This window comes from Endozoicomonas sp. ALE010, assembly GCF_049310165.1.
Classification (GTDB): domain Bacteria; phylum Pseudomonadota; class Gammaproteobacteria; order Pseudomonadales; family Endozoicomonadaceae; genus Endozoicomonas.
In genome coordinates, this window is sequence record NZ_JBLYNV010000003.1 from 65,557 (window position 1) to 82,624 (window position 17,068).

16 protein-coding genes are annotated in these 17,068 nt (G+C 51.6%); 3 read left to right on the forward strand and 13 right to left on the reverse strand.

What is annotated here, in order from left to right; translation table 11 throughout:
• Positions 1-84 precede the first annotated feature (84 nt).
• Complete coding sequence (gene rpmE, locus ACO6UY_RS02420) at positions 85-300, reverse strand: 50S ribosomal protein L31 (RefSeq protein WP_101745013.1); 216 nt, start codon at positions 298-300, stop codon at positions 85-87.
• Between the two features lie 443 nt (positions 301-743).
• Here rpmE and ACO6UY_RS02425 point away from each other — a divergent pair, with 443 nt between their 5' ends.
• Both ACO6UY_RS02425 and ACO6UY_RS02430 read left to right on the forward strand, forming a co-directional pair.
• The gene (locus tag ACO6UY_RS02425) at positions 744-2,153 is read left to right on the forward strand and encodes an ankyrin repeat domain-containing protein (protein WP_422446351.1); all 1,410 of its coding nucleotides are present in this window, start codon (positions 744-746) and stop codon (positions 2,151-2,153) included.
• Between the two features lie 119 nt (positions 2,154-2,272).
• A complete protein-coding gene (locus ACO6UY_RS02430; RefSeq protein WP_422446353.1) occupies positions 2,273-4,570 on the forward strand; it encodes a primosomal protein N' in 2,298 nt (765 codons plus the stop codon).
• A 209-nt stretch (positions 4,571-4,779) separates the two neighbouring features.
• Here ACO6UY_RS02430 and ACO6UY_RS02435 read toward each other — a convergent pair whose 3' ends face one another.
• From ACO6UY_RS02435 to ubiE, 12 genes are all read right to left on the reverse strand, one after another.
• Positions 4,780-5,457 (reverse strand): DUF2059 domain-containing protein, encoded by a 678-nt coding sequence (locus ACO6UY_RS02435; protein ID WP_163369377.1) that lies wholly within the window; start codon positions 5,455-5,457, stop codon positions 4,780-4,782.
• Between the two features lie 220 nt (positions 5,458-5,677).
• The gene (locus ACO6UY_RS02440; RefSeq protein WP_422488942.1) at positions 5,678-6,388 is read right to left on the reverse strand and encodes a 16S rRNA (uracil(1498)-N(3))-methyltransferase; all 711 of its coding nucleotides are present in this window, start codon (positions 6,386-6,388) and stop codon (positions 5,678-5,680) included.
• An 82-nt stretch (positions 6,389-6,470) separates the two neighbouring features.
• Complete coding sequence (locus ACO6UY_RS02445) at positions 6,471-6,764, reverse strand: hypothetical protein (protein ID WP_422488943.1); 294 nt, start codon at positions 6,762-6,764, stop codon at positions 6,471-6,473.
• 265 nt (positions 6,765-7,029) lie between these two features.
• On the reverse strand, positions 7,030-8,340 hold the full coding sequence (locus ACO6UY_RS02450; RefSeq protein ID WP_422488945.1) for an ankyrin repeat domain-containing protein: 1,311 nt from the start codon (positions 8,338-8,340) through the stop codon (positions 7,030-7,032).
• A gap of 145 nt (positions 8,341-8,485) precedes the next feature.
• Positions 8,486-9,265, reverse strand: a complete 780-nt coding sequence (gene tatC, locus ACO6UY_RS02455; RefSeq protein ID WP_163369373.1) for a twin-arginine translocase subunit TatC — start codon at positions 9,263-9,265, stop codon at positions 8,486-8,488.
• A gap of 330 nt (positions 9,266-9,595) precedes the next feature.
• Positions 9,596-10,015, reverse strand: a complete 420-nt coding sequence (tatB, locus tag ACO6UY_RS02460) for a Sec-independent protein translocase protein TatB (protein ID WP_422461082.1) — start codon at positions 10,013-10,015, stop codon at positions 9,596-9,598.
• Positions 10,016-10,146: 131 nt separating this feature from the next.
• Positions 10,147-10,413 carry a twin-arginine translocase TatA/TatE family subunit gene (tatA, locus tag ACO6UY_RS02465; RefSeq protein ID WP_422446364.1) on the reverse strand — a complete coding sequence of 89 codons (267 nt, stop codon included), beginning with the start codon at positions 10,411-10,413 and terminating at the stop codon, positions 10,147-10,149.
• Positions 10,414-10,765: 352 nt separating this feature from the next.
• Positions 10,766-11,092, reverse strand: coding sequence for a phosphoribosyl-ATP diphosphatase (locus tag ACO6UY_RS02470; protein ID WP_269673252.1), 327 nt, complete (start codon positions 11,090-11,092; stop codon positions 10,766-10,768).
• 41 nt (positions 11,093-11,133) lie between these two features.
• Positions 11,134-11,541: a phosphoribosyl-AMP cyclohydrolase gene (gene hisI, locus ACO6UY_RS02475; protein WP_101745002.1), complete on the reverse strand. Its 408-nt coding sequence runs from the start codon at positions 11,539-11,541 to the stop codon at positions 11,134-11,136.
• A gap of 593 nt (positions 11,542-12,134) precedes the next feature.
• Complete coding sequence (gene ubiB / locus ACO6UY_RS02480) at positions 12,135-13,751, reverse strand: ubiquinone biosynthesis regulatory protein kinase UbiB (RefSeq protein ID WP_422447897.1); 1,617 nt, start codon at positions 13,749-13,751, stop codon at positions 12,135-12,137.
• A gap of 9 nt (positions 13,752-13,760) precedes the next feature.
• A complete protein-coding gene (locus ACO6UY_RS02485) occupies positions 13,761-14,444 on the reverse strand; it encodes a ubiquinone biosynthesis accessory factor UbiJ (RefSeq protein WP_422446370.1) in 684 nt (227 codons plus the stop codon).
• Positions 14,444-15,211, reverse strand: coding sequence for a bifunctional demethylmenaquinone methyltransferase/2-methoxy-6-polyprenyl-1,4-benzoquinol methylase UbiE (gene ubiE / locus ACO6UY_RS02490; protein ID WP_422488946.1), 768 nt, complete (start codon positions 15,209-15,211; stop codon positions 14,444-14,446). The genes ACO6UY_RS02485 and ubiE overlap by 1 nt, the downstream gene beginning before the upstream one ends.
• Positions 15,212-15,592: 381 nt before the next feature.
• On the opposite strand from ubiE, the gene ACO6UY_RS02495 reads away from it, so the two are divergent.
• Positions 15,593-17,038 carry a DUF3375 domain-containing protein gene (locus ACO6UY_RS02495; protein ID WP_422446374.1) on the forward strand — a complete coding sequence of 482 codons (1,446 nt, stop codon included), beginning with the start codon at positions 15,593-15,595 and terminating at the stop codon, positions 17,036-17,038.
• Positions 17,039-17,068 lie beyond the last annotated feature (30 nt).

Here is a 17,068-nt window from a genome sequence, read left to right on the forward strand (position 1 = left end):
TGGTAAAATATCAGGCCATACAAAAAAGGCGACTGCAAAACAGTCGCCTTTTTAAACCTTTCGGTCGGTAAGCTGTCAGCTCGATTACTTGCGAGCGCCCAGCTTGCCAAAACGCTTGTTGAAGCGCTCGATACGGCCGCCGGTATCCATCACCTTCTGAGTGCCGGTGTAGAATGGGTGGCACTTGGAGCAAACTTCGATGCTCAGTGGCTTGCACAGCGTAGAGCGAGTTTTGATTTTGTTACCGCAGCTGCAGGTAACTTCGATTTCTTCGTAGTTAGGATGGATATCCTGCTTCATTTGAGCTTCCTCGAACTGGTGTATGCCGCCACCTGACTCTCAATAGAGCCCTGGTGTTATCAGGCTCGGGAGACAGGCACCGCAAACGGAACCCACCCCAGCATAATGAGCTGAGAGGGTAAAGAGCGGTGGATACTACCAGAGATTATGGCGGAGGGAAACAGTCTTATGTTCGTCCCATATACGTAGTTTTCAAGCCATTATCCGATCATCAGCACAACCTGCAATGACAAAAAAAACAGTACACAAAAATTAACAAATTACCGTTTCAATTCTTTTACCTTCCACTCTGTTTCAGAAGAGAAACTATTGGATAAAAACGGACATCCAGAAAAAGTCTGACGAAAACCGGCGACAGAGCCCTTGAGGCAGTAGACTGGATATCCATCGTCAATATTAATGAAACCACAAATAACAGTGCCCAACTGTGTCCGGTGAATACCATGAACATAGAATGCTTGTATTTTTATGATATTGACCTGGTGTGGGCCGCCAGCAGGCAGGGCTATATCGGAATACACAATGTGCTGCAAGCCAACGAAACCGATTCACCTCCTCCATATGATCTGGCATGGGCGGCCGTGAATGGGCAAACAGAGACCGTCAACGAACTGCTGGCCAATGGAGCTGTTCCCAGTCTGTCTACCTATGCCTTATCGTTGGCAGCCGGCCAGGGGTATGCCGACATCGTCGATATTCTGCTGGCCCACGGTGCCACTCCATATCAGTCACCGGATGCATTGGTGTGGGCCGCCCAGAATGGTCATTTTGTGATTTTCAACACCCTGCTGACCCACGGGGCCACTGTGCACCAGTCGCCAGACGCCCTGGTAAAGGCCGCCAAAAATGGGCACACCAACATCGTTGACATCCTGCTGGCCCACGGAGCCACACCCAGCCTCGCTCCATTTGCCCTGTCGCTGGCGGCCCGGAATGGGCATGCCGGGATCGTCGAAACTCTGCTGGCCCACGGAGCCACCCCCCAACAGTCACCAGAAGCCCTGATGTGGGCTATCCAAAAGGGTCACAGCACGATTGTCAACGCCCTGCTGAGCCATGGAGCCGACCTTAACCAGTGCCCGAAGGCCTTAGTGTGGGCCGCTGAGAATGGTCACGTTGAGACGGTCAAGACATTGCTGAACAAAGGAGTTCCCCCGGAGTATTGTCAAGAAGCACTGGTGCATGCCTCAAGAAAGGGACAGCTTGAGATCGTTAACGCTCTGTTAGCCAAAGGTGCCAATCTCCATCGGTCGCCAGCGGCCCTGGATCATGCCGTAACTAATGGGTATGTCGAGATCACCAGCGCATTGCTGACCACCGGAGCCACACCTCAACAGTTATCCAAGGCCCTGGTCTGTGCCGCTACAAGAGGACATGCAGGGGTCGTCCACACTTTGCTGGCCTATGGTGCCATCCCACACCACTCTCCAGATGCCCTCGTGATTGCCGCCCGTGAGGGTCACATTCAGGTTGTCAGCATGCTGTTGGCCAACGGTGGGACTCCCCATCAGTCTCCTGAAGCCCTGGTGCAAGCCTCCTCGAATGGCCATGTCAGTATCGTTAAAACTTTACTGACACACGGAGCCAACCTCCACCAGTCACCAGCAGCCCTGGCCTGGGCATTCAGGAAAGGACAAACCGAAATCACTTACCTTCTGAAAAACCACATACCCGAGTTACAATGCCAACAACCAACACTTCTGCAACTGTGCGCACGAACGTGCATCCGTAACCGATTGATCGAAAATCTGAATATCAGCGGGCAACCGGTACGGCCAGCAATTGAAGCACTGCCACTGCCCGATCAATTGAAGAAGTTTATCTACAACCCACTGCTTCCAACACCTTCCTGAAACACTGAGGCAGAAGAGATCAAAGTGGATAACCTCAAACCACCCGACCCGGTTTCTGTTCATGCCAGCTTTCAGTTCCTGTATCATCTCCCCCATAGAAATACCACGATGGAACCTGAATGAGCAGCAAACCGGCGGACACTTCTGACGCAGCAAATGATCAAGCAACCACCGAACAATCCGTCTCCGCCAGGCTTATTGCAGAAAAATTTATCAGAGTCGCCATCCCTTCTCCTCTGAGGCAATTGTTCGACTACTTACCACCAGACACGCATTCTGCCACGGCCATTCACCCTGGCAGCAGAGTTATCGTGCCTTTTGGCCCACGGCAAATGGTGGGGATTGTGCTCTCCATCGAATCCGGCACTGACATTCCTGCCAATAAGCTGAAACAAGTCATTTCTGTCCTGGATCAAGGGGCTCTTGTACCAGAGGATATTATCCAGCTATGCCAGTGGGCAGCCCGTTATTACCATCACAGCATCGGAGAAACCCTGCACCAGGCTCTGCCGAAAAACCTGCGCCTGGGAAAACCGGCATCCACCGGCAGCATTCCTTTCTGGTACCCCCTGGTTGAACCGGACAGTGAGTTACGAAACCAGCTGAAGCGATCAAAAAAGCAGCTGGCCGCCCTGACGCTGATTGGTGAAAATCCTGCCGGCATCAGCGCCACGGAGCTCCATGAATACGGTTTCAGCAAGAGCACTCTAAAAGAGCTGGCCAAAAAAGGATTGATCCATTCCCGGGATGTTGAGCCTTCCCCACGCCTGTTTACCGAAACCACCAACCCACTGAAGTCTGCTCACCTTCAGCTGAACGAAGAACAGGCGTTTGCCTGTGAAGCCATTACCGATTGCCTGGGATCCTATCGCACTTATCTTCTGGAAGGCATCACCGGCAGCGGCAAAACCGAAGTGTACCTGCAGGCTATTTCAGCAGCATTGGCCAACGGTAAGCAGACATTAGTGCTGATTCCGGAAATCGGCCTCACGCCTCAGACGGTCAGGCGCTTTCGTGATCGTTTCAAGGTACCGGTTGCCTGCCTGCATTCGGGGCTCAGCGATGGTGAACGATTACAAGGCTGGCTCGAAGCGGCCAGGGGCACGGCTGGCATATTGATTGCCACCCGTTCAGGCATTTTCACCCCAATGCCACACCTTGGGCTTATTATTGTTGATGAGGAGCATGACGGCTCTTATAAGCAGCAGGAAAGCCTGCGATATAACGCCAGGGATCTTGCCATATTCCGCGGCAGCCAGTGCCACTGTCCGGTCGTCCTTGGATCGGCAACCCCTTCCCTGGAAACGCTACACAATGCGCATCAGGGAAAATACACTCAGCTTCACCTGAAGCAGAGGGCAGGGAATGCGCGTCCACCCGCCATGGAGCTGCTGGATATGCGCCACCAGGTTCTGAAAGACGGCTTATCCACAGAACTGCTGCAAAGAATGACTGCTCATCTTGGACGAGGCAATCAGGTGATGGTTTTCCTGAACCGTCGTGGCTATGCGCCATCCATGATCTGTCAGGACTGCGGCACCATTATCGACTGCCCGCACTGCGATGCGCACATGACCATTCACCGTTACCCTCCCCATATGCACTGCCATCATTGCGATCTGCAACAGGCTATCCCATGGCAGTGCCCATCGTGCCGGAGCAGAAAGCTTCAACCTGTAGGCCAGGGTACGGAGCGGACAGAGCAGACCCTCAGCCAACACTTCTCCGGTTATCCCGTGCTGAGAATCGACCGGGACACCACGCGCAGAAAACAAGCGTTGAGCAATATGCTGGAGGAAGTGCAGTCCGGCAGACCCTGCATACTGCTGGGCACACAGATGCTGGCGAAAGGTCACCACTTCCCGAATGTGACCCTGGTTGCCATCGTCAATGCCGATGCAGGGCTGTTCAGCTCTGACTTCAGAGGACCGGAAAGAACCGGCCAATTGATTATGCAGGTGGCGGGGCGAGCAGGACGGGGGAATAAGCCCGGACAGGTTATTATTCAAACCTATAATCCGGAACACCCTGCGCTCCAGCTTCTGTCCATGAACGATTACAGCCGTTTTGCCAGCAGTCTGTTTATGGAAAGAAAAAGCCTGAATCTTCCCCCACAGGGATATTTAACCCTGGTTCGATCAGAGTCGGTTAACCAGGGGGAAAGTGAAGCCCTACTCTCAGCGTTGAGACACTATGCTGAGCGGGCAGCCGAAGGCAGCAATGTTCGGTTACTGGGTCCGATTCCAGCCCCCATGGAAAAGCGTCAGGGACGCTACCGCTGGCACCTTCTTATCCAGGGAAAAAGCAGAAATCATTTACACGCGGTGGTGAGTAGCGTTGTCAGCTACCTGGAAAGCCACCGGCTTCCCAGACAACTGAAGTGGACGGTAGATATTGACCCTCAGGAGATGAGCTAGTACATGGTTTCAATGAATTTGACGGGTTGTCGTGCCTCCGGACTCCGTTCGTCCTGAGCCTGTCGAAGGGCGAAAACTCCGGACTCTGATAGATCATGCCAAGCACCCTTCGACTCCGCTCAGGGTGAACGGAGATTGTACCCGTCAAACTGAGGCTGACCGAGAATAGCGCACGTAGCGAGGAGGGCAGTCTATTCTCGGTCAGCCTCCTATAGCATCCGCGATATTGCCTGAATTTGTCCACGCTGGAAGTTCTGCATGGCACTTTTACGGGCAAAGTCGAGATATCTCCGGATATCACTGTCCGGCAGAGATTTATAAGTGTAAAGAAAGATATCCCGCATTCTTTCCGGCATATCTTTCCGGATATAGGGCTTCTCCTGAGCTTTCAACACCTGGGCAGGTCTCATTGGCTGCTCGGCACCTGCGGGCATGACCTCCCGAAGCATTCTCTGGGCTCCCACTGAAGCACTGGCAGCCAGCTCGGTACTCAGCTCAACAGCATCAAGTGCTTCCATCAACTCTTCTATTAAAATTATCCGGTTATTTCTGGGCAGCTCCGCCGACAGTTTTTCCCGGATATACATCTCCATTTTTGCCTGATTGGCAGGATCACTGGCTTCAGCCTCAAGGCGGAGAATTTTCTTACCCAGGGGCGATCCGAACCAGTCAATCAACCGGTCCAATTCACCCACCGACAACGCTTCATCCAGGGTTACTTTCATGGAAGCCCGAAAAAAGTCGGGACTGTAACGAATTTTGACCACCTGATTGACCGTATCCACAACTGGCTCAGGAATCGGATATTTCTGCTGCTGAAGAGTCATACTGTCGTGTATCCAGTCAAGCTGACGTTCCAGTCCTGTCTGGTCATAAAGTTTATCCAACAGCTGATGCTTTGCAGGTGATGCCAATGCATTGGCAGTAAAAAGCAGGGGAGCGAACAAACCTACAACTACTAATCTCTTTCCGTCCATAGTCAGAGCCGTGTTGATACCGTTTATTGTGAAACAGTCAGTTAATATATCTATCAACCCACTGTATGGAGTGAGCGACAGTGACTGGATTATCGCCAGAACGCTCACTTTTACCATACTCTGTTGAGTATCAGTCGTAAAGTTTACTGACGATGGCCGTTACCGCCGTCTCGACCCGTAAAATACGTGGTCCAAGATGGATCCTTTGAAACCCGGCCTGTGCCAGTTTATCCACTTCATAGTCAATAAAGCCCCCTTCCGGACCAATAGCCAGCACAGCAGGCCTGGAAATCTGATGCGGGCAGCTTTCACCCCCTGCCGGATGAGCCACCAGCCCCAGCTTTCCTGCCACCAGGGTCGGCAAACGATCTTCCACAAAAGGTTTGAAACGCTTTTCAAGAACCACTTCTGGCATGATCGTATCCCGGGCCTGCTCAAGACCCAGTATCAGCTGCTCACGCACTTTCCCGGGGCTTAACCAGGGGGACTGCCAGAAACTTTTTTCAACCCGATAACTGTTCATCAGGATAATCTTTTTAACACCCAGCGCCGTCAGATGCTGGAGTGAACGTTTGAGCATTTTGGGCCGGGGTAAAGCCAGCAGAACCGTCAACGGCAAGGCCGGAGGGGGAGGCGTATTCAGCTCCACTTCAAGACGCATTATTTCTGAAGACAGATGAGTAATTTTCCCCGTGCCCATGTTGCCATTCACCAGGCCAACACGCAGCTCATCACCTTCACTGGCCTGATGAACGTTGAGCACATGTCTTAACTGCCGCTGGTCCAGCTCTGCATGCCATTCATCAATAAAGTGTTGTTGCTCAAGGAGGAGAAGATTCATCTAAACAGCCATACGCTGATAAGCCAGTTAATCAGCAGGGAACTGAAACTGACACATTCATATAAAAGGAAAATCAGAGTGCTTAAAAAGCGACGCCTTTCCGATAATCATCCACAAGCCGGTCAATCTCATCAAGTACCCGATCAATGGCTGCCGACGGTAGCTTGATCTTACCAGATACCAGCTCATCCCTTAACTCATCCACAGACAAATAATTACTCGAAAGCGATGCTTTAAGTGGGTGAAAAACCGGATCAGAGAGTAGCCAGAGCAGGCCGTTCTGGACCACCTCAATGGGAACGTCAAATGGTGAATGATGGTAAATCCGGCCAGAATTAAACGCTTCCTGACCACCTGAGAAGTGGGGATATGGCATACTTCCTCCCTGAAACAACCGTGTCATAGGATAGCATAGCACCCGAACCTTCTGGGCGACCCCGTCTGGGCGAGCAGAGAGCATAGCGAGGATGATAGAAAATTGGTGGAAAATACGGTTTTGTTAGATTAGGGGGGGAAGTAGTTCTATTTGTCGAGCAAAATTGGACTTTCAGACCAATTTGCTACCAACGCGCGGCTGCATGGATAGAGGCAACTGCAGGAGCAGTTGCCACACAAGGCATACCATTCACGGTCAACTTCGTTCACTCAAAAGAACTATTGTCATCCTTCCAATCTGATTGCATTGAGGGGGGCAGAAATGGCGATTGATCCACACTGACATCCACATCCATGCGACCGTCATCAGTATCTTTCTCATTCTGCACCCGGGAATCTCGAACACCTTCTTCCCAGAATTGTTCCGGTGCAAAGACCTCGACACCTGACAGTGGCTTGAGCAACGTGATAACTCGCTCGAACTGACTCGGGGTTATGCTTGATTTCCTGCCAGTATTCACATTGCATTTGCCATTTAAGTCCACGGTCATTTTACTCTCTTGGTTGCGCAATACCGAATTGTCCGCGCTTGTAAGATACACCAGAAGATTAACCATGCCGTTTCTGCACGCGTACTCAAGCCAGTTAAATCCTTTTTTGTCTCTACAGTTATGATTTGTGTCTTGCTCCAGCAACAAACAGGCTATCTTGCCGCCGCAGGCATTATTGTTATTTTGGAACATACACAGCTGATGCAATGGTGTCTGGTTAGCCTTGTTGAGCGCGTTGACATTCGCTCCCAGCTTTATTAATGCCTCTACCACACTCAGTTGGTTATTACTGACTGCGATGTGCAATGGCGTATTGCCCAGTCGATCCTGGCAATTGATGATATCGGTGGAAAGTGCGGCGCTCTCAATACCAGCAATGCCAGCAATACCAGCGAACCGGTCCTGTTCCACCAGAAGTTCGATCAATCCCGGGAAGTTGTGCCTGGCGGCATGGTGAATAGGCTTCCAACTGTTGCTATCCATCATGTGCTGATTGGCACCTGCCCCAAGCAAGGCCTCAAGACCCACACGCCTGCCATTGCGCTCTTCGGATACACTGTCAAAACGACGAATGAATTTGGCGTCCTCAGCCCTGGCCCCACAAAGCAATGCCAGTGGCGTAAAACCATGTCCATTAACAACATTGATATTGTTTACCTTACCCGTGGCAATGATGGCTGCCACCGCCTCTCCATTGCCTGATATGGCCGCAGAGTGCAATGGGTTACAACCTCTCAAGTCGCCGAGGGTAATCTCTGTATTCAGATCAGCCCCTCCAGTAAGATAAGTCTGAATCTGCTCCAGCTTAACCACCTTGTGTTGTTCCAGGCCGACACATAACTTCCTGGTTTGATCAATGGTTTCCGGTTTAATCTTTGGCTCAACACCAGTTAACACCTTGACACTCTCTGCGTTGCCATTTTTCGGGTCCGAGCCTTGCTCTGACCCGAAAGTCATGGATTGCAAATCGGGAGCAATAGCTCTGCAAACTTCTCTATAACGATGAGGATGAGGATTAAGATTCATCTGTCACTCCAGGTATATATACCTATCATCTTTCAATTTTTTGCTTAAAGATGAATTTGACCGACAAAACAAGAAAAGGTTCAATACTTCTATATCTGCATTGAACACCAATGCTTACAACGATAATAAGCGTTGCGAAAGAGTACTAAGTTTCTGCCTCATCCGGTTTCCGGCTTTTCACAAACCGGGCAAAGAGAATTCCGCACTCAAACAACAGCCACATCGGAATGGCCAGCAGAGACTGTGAAATAACATCAGGCGGCGTCATGATCATACCGATCACAAAGCAGCCAACCACCACGTATGGGCGCTTTTCCTTGAGGCTTTCGACCGTAGTCACCCCCGACCACACCAGCAGAACCGTCGCCACAGGGATTTCAAAAGCGATACCAAAGGCAAAGAACAACTTCAGGATAAAATCCAGATAACTGTTGATATCCGTCATCACGGTGACTGACTCAGGGCCAACCGTGGTGAAAAACGAGAAAATCAAAGGGAAGACCACATAGTAGGCAAAGGCAATGCCCAGGTAAAACAACACAATACTGGCAACCAGCAGAGGAATTGCGATGACTTTTTCATGCCGATACAGGCCAGGCGCAATAAAGCCCCACGCCTGATGGAGAATAAATGGAATCGCAATAAACAGCGACAGCACAATGGTCAGCTTAAAGGGTGCCAGAAAGGGTGAGGCCACCTCGGTGGCAATCATGGTACTGCCTTCCGGCAGGCTGGCGCGGAGCGGTTCCGAGATATAAACGTAAATATCGTTGGCAAAATAAAACAGCCCGGCAAAAACCACCAGCACGGCAACCAGGCTTTTCAGGATACGCCCGCGCAACTCAAGGAGGTGCTGAACGAGCGGCTGCTCTTTATCCTGACCTTTTGATGTCTGTTGAGAATCATCCGACGTTTGTTGTGACATAGTTTACCAAACCCGTCGTAAAGCATCGCCCAATCGGGCGGTGATATAAGACAGGAGCGCGCAGAGCGCTCCGCTTGAGTGTTTGTTCATTCCTTGCTAACTTTATTCAGTCTTTTGTAGACCTACCGTCGGGCAGACGGGATGTAAAGTCTGCGGAGTTCGTGTGAGACTTGGGGAGCATGGGTTGATTCGTCATCGTAAAAGCTCCCACTGTGGAACTTTTATGCGATAACCAAGCCTAGGCGGCCCCACCTGTTCCCTGAGCTACGGACCGTGAAACAGAAACGTTCTTGAGCGATCAAGAACCCTCGCCCGCCAGGGCGGGGAGTGTCAGTTACTGCCCTTTTCCTGAGACAGGCGAGCAGAGGTGTCATTCACTGCCTGTTGGTTAACACTGCCATCTCCACTCACTGAGCCACTGTCAACCCCGGACGAGGCATTTACACCGGAAGACGTCTGGTCTTCGGCAGGATCAATGCTCACAGACTTTTTCAGATCATTGATCTGACTTTGAAACTGTTCGCGAGTTTTATTCAACTCTTTCATGACAGCTTCATTGTGCAATTGCTGTTTGATTCCGTCGGCATCAATCTCCCGCTCAAGCTCCTCTTTGACGGACTGAAAACTGCGACGAATTTTGCCCACCCAGTAAGCGGTTGTCCGGATGGCCTGAGGCAGGCGCTCCGGACCCAGCACCACCAGGGCAATTACGGCAACCAATAACAACTCTGTAAAACCTATATCAAGCACAGCGAACTATCACACCTCTCGATCGCCACTCAATTACCAAAGCGTAGCTGTAGCTCCCCTGCAAGAGGGGATCACACCTGGCTCAAAAGAACAGCTTCCGCCAAAACCGGCCTGAAAGCCCTTTTATACAGTCAAGACTGCTTATGCCTGGACTTTTCCAGGTCAGACTCAAGATTACGCTGCTCAACAGAGCCAGCCTTCAGCTCAGGCTTCCCTGAGTTTTTTTCATTATTTTTCTCACCTTCCGACTCTTCATCAGAGCCCAGTGCTTTTTTAAAACCTTTTACTGCATTGCCCAGATCACTGCCCATTCCACGAAGCTTTTTCGTACCAAAAAGCATCACTACGATCAACAGAATGATCAGCAACTGCCAGATACTGATGCCACCAAAACCCATTTTCTACTCCTTCAGCTCTCCATAAAGCTGATCAAATAATACACAAAGAGAGGACATATTACCCCATTCCATCACCAGGAGCCTGTCCGAGAATAGACTGCCCTACGCGGCAACTGCTCCTGCGTTGCCCTAGCTCCTGCATCCATACAGTCGTGCGGTGGCAGCAAATTGGTCTAAAAATTCGCTTTTGTTCGGCAAATAGCCCCGCTATTCACCTCACAAAACCGAATTTTTATCCTCAATTTTCTGCCATCCTCGCTACGGGGTCGCCTAGACGGGCGCTATTCTCGGTCAGGCTCCCAGGGGCGTGGCTATTTTGCAACAAACGTTCAGGAAAAGTCGGGAAATACAGTTACCCGCGGGATGCTTTCTCTTCTATACCGGAAAGCCCGAAACGACGATCCAGCTCATTCAACACATCAGCAGGCTCAAGCCCAAGATGGGACAGCATGACCATAGTATGGAACCAGAGATCAGCCGTTTCATAAATAACCGCCTCCCGATTATGGTCATATTCTGATGCCTTGGCGGCAATCAGCACTTCTGCTGACTCTTCCCCCACTTTTTTCAGAATATGGTCCAGTCCCTTGCTATGAAGCTGTGCAACATAAGAGGAATCCGGATCAGCTTGCCTGCGGTTGCTTAATACTTCAGTCAATTTTTTGATTATATCGCTCATGTTTTAACCTGTGGGATGATTTACAGCAAAGAATACAGCCTTTACTGATGTCCATAAATCGTTGCCGGATCCTGTAACACCGGCTCTTCGGTATCCCACGATGCGTCTCCATGGTTATCACTGAGGCGACGATAAAAGCAAGACTTACGTCCTGTATGACAGGCAATACCACCTGTTTGTTCCACTTTCAGCAGGATCGCATCGCCATCACAGTCAAGGCGGCACTCTACCAGCCGTTGCGTATGGCCAGAGCTTTCGCCCTTGCGCCATAGCCTGCCCCGTGAACGAGACCAGTAAATGGCAACCTGTTCTTTCAGGGTCAGTTCCAGCGATTCCCGATTCATCCAGGCCAACATCAAAACCTCTGCGGTTTTATGGTCCTGGGCAATGGCTGTCACCAGGCCATCATCGTTCCACTGAACCTCATCCAACCAGTGAGTTGTTTTCATAACACTATCCAATCATTTTATTTGTTCACATACTTACGCGGCTGATCAGATATCATATCCCTGTTACCCACCGAGACACGACAACGTTAGCATGCAGGCACTAACACAACAGGCTTGGAGAAGATCACCTAAGCAACCATTGCCAAATAGCTGTTCACAACACCCTTTATCGTTAGCACGCCGCTCTACCTGGAAAGCATCTTCTCTCATCTGCATCCTGACGTTATTGAGCAAAAGCACATTATTACGATTACGTTCAGGAACAGGTTTATTACGGTCTGGAAAAGCTTGTGGCGTCTGCCTCATAGCTTCCGAGTAGGACGGCGGAGGCGCAGCACACAGGTGACAAGGCTGGGAAGCAACAACGTCATGCCCCGAGAAACGTCCAGGCACATCTGGACCTGACGCTTCAGTAGCGCCGTAGCCTGATGGTTGGGCGCGGCTTACAAAACCACCCGGAACCGAATTCATGGGGCAACTCCTGATAGCTGATGGATACCAATATGTTGACCCCCGGTAGTAAAAAAAGTTCATGGGCCGATTCGTGCCTGACCCGGGGGGTGTCATAGCAACGGTATAAGCTGGCAACCTTCTTAGCGAACAACCAGCCAACCACCCATTGCCACAGCCAGTAATCCAACCATTGTCTGATCCAGCAGCTCTTTTTCCACAAAAAGGGAACCTGAAGTCACCATCAACGCCCCGCCTGCCAGAAGTAGCAGAACACCAAAACGCCTCTGCTTTTGCTGGCGTTTTTCCGCCCTCACCTGCTGATGATGCAACGCCTGTTGCTGGTCAACCAGGGTTCGCACCGTTGACATCACTCTCTGGGCCATCACGGGAGCACTTAGCAGCCAGTCTGCACTTTGCTCCTTAATATCGCAGAGAATACCAGTTGGGCTGACCTGGCCTTTCATCCACTTTTCCAGATAGGGCTGAGCCGTGGCCCAGAGATCCAGATCCGGGTATAACTGCCGCCCCAATCCCTCGACATTCAATAATGTCTTTTCCAGCAGCACCAGCTGCGGTTGAACCTGCATATTAAAGCGGCGGGCCACCTGAAAGAGCCTGACCAGCAGCTGGCCGAAGGAGATATCCTTAAGGGGCTTTTCAAAGATCGGTTCACAGACGGTACGAATCGCCGCTTCAAGCTCTCCTACCGGCGTATCTCTGGGCACCCAGCCGGAATCCACATGCAACTGGGCAACCTTGCGGTAGTCCCGCCGAAAGAAAGCCAGCAGGTTACTGGCCAGATAGTGCTGATCTTCCGGCTCAAGCGTACCGATAATGCCACAGTCGATCCCGATATAGCGGGGCTCGGCAGGATTGGTGGTATCAATAAAAATATTGCCCGGATGCATATCCGCATGGAAAAAGCGATCCCGAAACACCTGGGTGAAGAATATTTCAACCCCCCGTTCTGCCAGTTTTTTCATATCCACATGCTGTGCTTTCATCGTGGCAATATCGGAAACAGGCACCCCGTAAATCCGCTCAACGACCATCACTTTTGTGCGGCAATAATCCCAGTACACCTGGGGCACAAACAACAGGGGGGAGGTCAGGAAGTTACGTCGCAGCTGGGAAGCGTTAGCCGCTTCCCGCAACAGATCAAGCTCATCCAGAATAGTACGTTCATAGTCGGCCACCACTTCCACCGGCCTCAAACGACGAGCGTCTTTTGATAAAGCAATCAGCACGCGGGCAAACAGATACATTAAGCCAATGTCTTTACGAATCACCCGGTCAATGCCCGGACGAATCACTTTGACCACCACTTCTTCCCCGGTATGCAGCTGAGCGGTATGAACCTGGGCCACCGAGGCAGAAGCCAATGGTTCACGATCAAAACGGGCAAACAGGGTATCAACATCGCTGCCCAGGCTGGACTCAATAATGCCAATCGCTTCGGCGGCGGGAAACGGCGGAACATCGTCCTGAAGCCGGGACAACTCATCACTGATATCATCCGGCAACAGGTCCCGCCGGGTTGAGAGGATTTGCCCGAACTTGATAAAGATAGGCCCAAGCGCCTCCAGAGAGAGCCGGACACGCTCACCCCGGGGGGCATTATTGCGGATAACATAGCGCCAGGGCAGCAGAATCAGCAGACAGCGCAGCCAGAACGGTGAGCGCTCCGAATCAATCAGATTATCCAGCCGGTTACGGGCGACAGCGGCCACAATTTTCAACAAACGGATCAACGTCAGGCCCCCGACTTATGATTTGGCATCAGATGTATTTTTTGCAGGTTGTATGGTTTGCCATTGCTCCTCCAGCCGCTCCATCGACTCAGCCAGGCACCCCACTTCCTCCGCAAAGCTTTCCACTTCAATCCTTGACGGAATCAGGCGAAGTTCTTCCTGAAGGTACTCCCCGAGGTTGTCCATAACCAGCTGCTGCCCCCGGTGAACATGGTCACCGACGAAGCGGAGCCCCCGGGCCATAAAATGTCCGGTGATGTCGCCAAAGGTCTGGCAAAGCGGTCTTTCCCAGTCCAACTCCATCTGCTGGTGAATCTGCTGCAAATCAGCAATCAGTGTCTTATCACCAGAAACACTCAACCCGGGAACATCAGCAAACGGCAGATTCCTGCGCGTCGCCAGTGTGACAAATGCAATGCTGGAACCTGTAAAGGTGGCATCCACCGCATATTCGCGCTCTTCACCAAGAGTACTGGCAAGACGAATACGGTCATGCTCAAAGTGGACATAACATAACCACTGCGGCGAAGTGCACTGAAAAGCCACCACCTTACCAAACCAGTGCGACAGTTTTTTTATGGTGACCGGATCCAGAGCCAACAGTGAATTGACCTGACGCTCGAGGGCGGCCAGCAACCCCATCTTGACGACGATGTTATCAACAGAGCTGTCAGAAGAGCTGTTATCAGAGTCGGCCATCAGGGCTTAACTCCCTTATGCAGCGCCACAATGCCGCCGGTCATATTGTGGTAGGCCGTATTGACAAACCCGGCCTGTTTCATCATGCCTTCCAGCGTCTCCTGATCCGGATGCATGCGAATACTTTCCGCAAGGTACTGATAACTTTCGGAGTCCCCGGCCACCAGCTTGCCCATCATTGGCAGCAAACTGAACGAATAAGCATCGTAAGCCCTGGTCAGCAATGGATGGTTGGTTTTGGAAAACTCTAGAACCAGCAACCGCCCACCCGGCTTTAACACCCGGCACATAGAGCGAAGTGCCGCATTCTTATCCGTCACATTACGCAGACCAAAAGAGATGGTAATGCAGTCAAAGGTGTTATCCGGGAAAGGCAGGCATTCCGCATTGGCCTGGACAAACTCCATATTGCCCACAATACCCTGATCAGTCAGTCGATCCCGACCGACGCGCAACATGGATTCATTGATATCCGCCAGCACAACCCGCCCGGTTTCTCCAACGATACGGGAAAACTGCCTGGCCAGATCGCCAGTCCCCCCGGCGATATCCAGCACCACATGACCGGGCCTGGCGGCGGAAAGCTCAATGGTAAAACGCTTCCAGAGCCGGTGAATGCCCATGGACATCAGGTCATTCATCACATCATAGCTACTGGCTACCGAGTGAAAGACACCCGCTACCAGCCCTTCTTTATCACTCTCTGGCACATCACGATAACCAAAGTGCGTTGTGCCATCATGCTTTTGCTTGCCACTGTCAGTCATGATCCTTCCCGGCATTCGTTCGATCAATCTTATGGCTGGTTATTGTAAAGGCAAATGACTTATGGCGTAAGCATGAGAACAGGTATCGTCGCCATTACCGGAAAAAACGGCGAATGCTCTCTATGGAACTGCCCTGAAATAACTGCCACATTTTCGATGTTATCCAGCAAAGAAAAGCCTTGCCACAGAGAGACGGATGCGCGGAGAAAAGAAAAATCTTTTCCTCTGAGCCTCCGTGTCTCTGTGGCAAACAGAGGAAGTTATTCAGGTAGAATTTCTAACCGGGAGAGAATAGGAGCGAAGTCATGGAATAAGCTTCCGTAATCAACTACCATCACAGCCATTATTTATTATTGGCTCTGTCATTACTCATTCTGCCCCATGGACTTCAACCGTATCTCCGGCCTGCGCAGCCACCCGGCCTGGCGACTGTTGCAGGCAGACAGCGCACCGCTGATTATCAGCTTCCTGCACCGCGCCTTTATTGCCACCAACCAACGCTCGGTGGGGGCAGAAGAGCTGGCCACCAGGCTGGACGATTACCTGCACCATCTACGGGAAACCACCGGGGAGAACCGGTACCCCAAAAAAGGGCGGGATTATCTCAACAACTGGTCTGCCGGTGAACACGGGTATTTAAGAAAGTATTACCCACCCGCCAGCATGGGTGATGAACCGCTGTTTGACCTGACGCCCGCCACCGAAAAAGTGATTGAGTGGATTGCCAGTTTTGAACAGAAACAATTTGTCGGCACCGAGTCCAGACTACTGACCATTTTCCGGCTACTGCGGGAAATTGCCGATGAGACCGAAACCGACCCCACCCTGCGCATTCAACAATTAGAGCAGGAAAAGACCGCCATTGAACGACAGATTGCCCAGCTTCGTGAAGGTCATGTCACCCCTCACGACGGTACCCGTATCAAGGAAAAATTCCTGCAGGCAGAAGATACCGCACGGCAGCTGTTGTCTGACTTCCGTCAGGTGGAAGAGAACTTCCGGGCACTGGACCGGGGCGTCAGAGAGCGGATCACCACCAGCAGCAGCGGTAAGGGCCAGATGCTGGACACCATTTTCTCGGAGCAGGATGCCATTACTGAATCGGACCAGGGGCGCAGCTTCAAGGCATTCTGGAGCTGGCTGATGTCCCCGGTCAGCCAGGATGAATTGCAGGAGACATTGCAAAAAGTCCTCCGGCTGCCGGAAATCAATAGCCTCAACAGTGATAAAGACCCTTTGCTGGACGGCATTCGTTTTCGTCTGCTGGAAGCCGGGGAAAAAGTGAACAGCACCTGCGCCCTGTTAGTGGAACAGTTACGCCGCTACCTGGATGACCAGGCCTGGCTGGAAAACCGCCGGATTATGGAGATTGTCCGGGATATTGAGCAGAACGCCATCACCATTCGCCAGCACCCGCCACCGGATAAACTGTTCACCACACTGTCGCCATTAAAACCGGAAGTGGAGCTGCCCATGGGTCGGGGGCTGTTCCGCCCTGCCCTGCGCCCGGTGATTGATGAAGTGCCGGAAGAGGGTCAGGGCGATGTGGACACCAGCGCACTCTATAATCAGCACTATGTGGATGAGCAGGCCCTGAAAAGCCAGATTCGCTTCGCCCTGCAAACCCGGTCACAAATCACCCTGGCAGAACTGCTGGAACTCTACCCGGTGAAAAAAGGATTAAGCGAAGTGGTCGCCTACTTACATATCGCGGCTGAATCGGATCGGGCGGTAATCAACGCTGAACATAATCAAGCGGTTCAGTGGCTGGACAATACCGGGAATACTAAAGCGGCGTGGATGCCTTCGGTGATTTTCACCCGTTAATGGTTTTTTACCTATTAATCACTTCGTCAT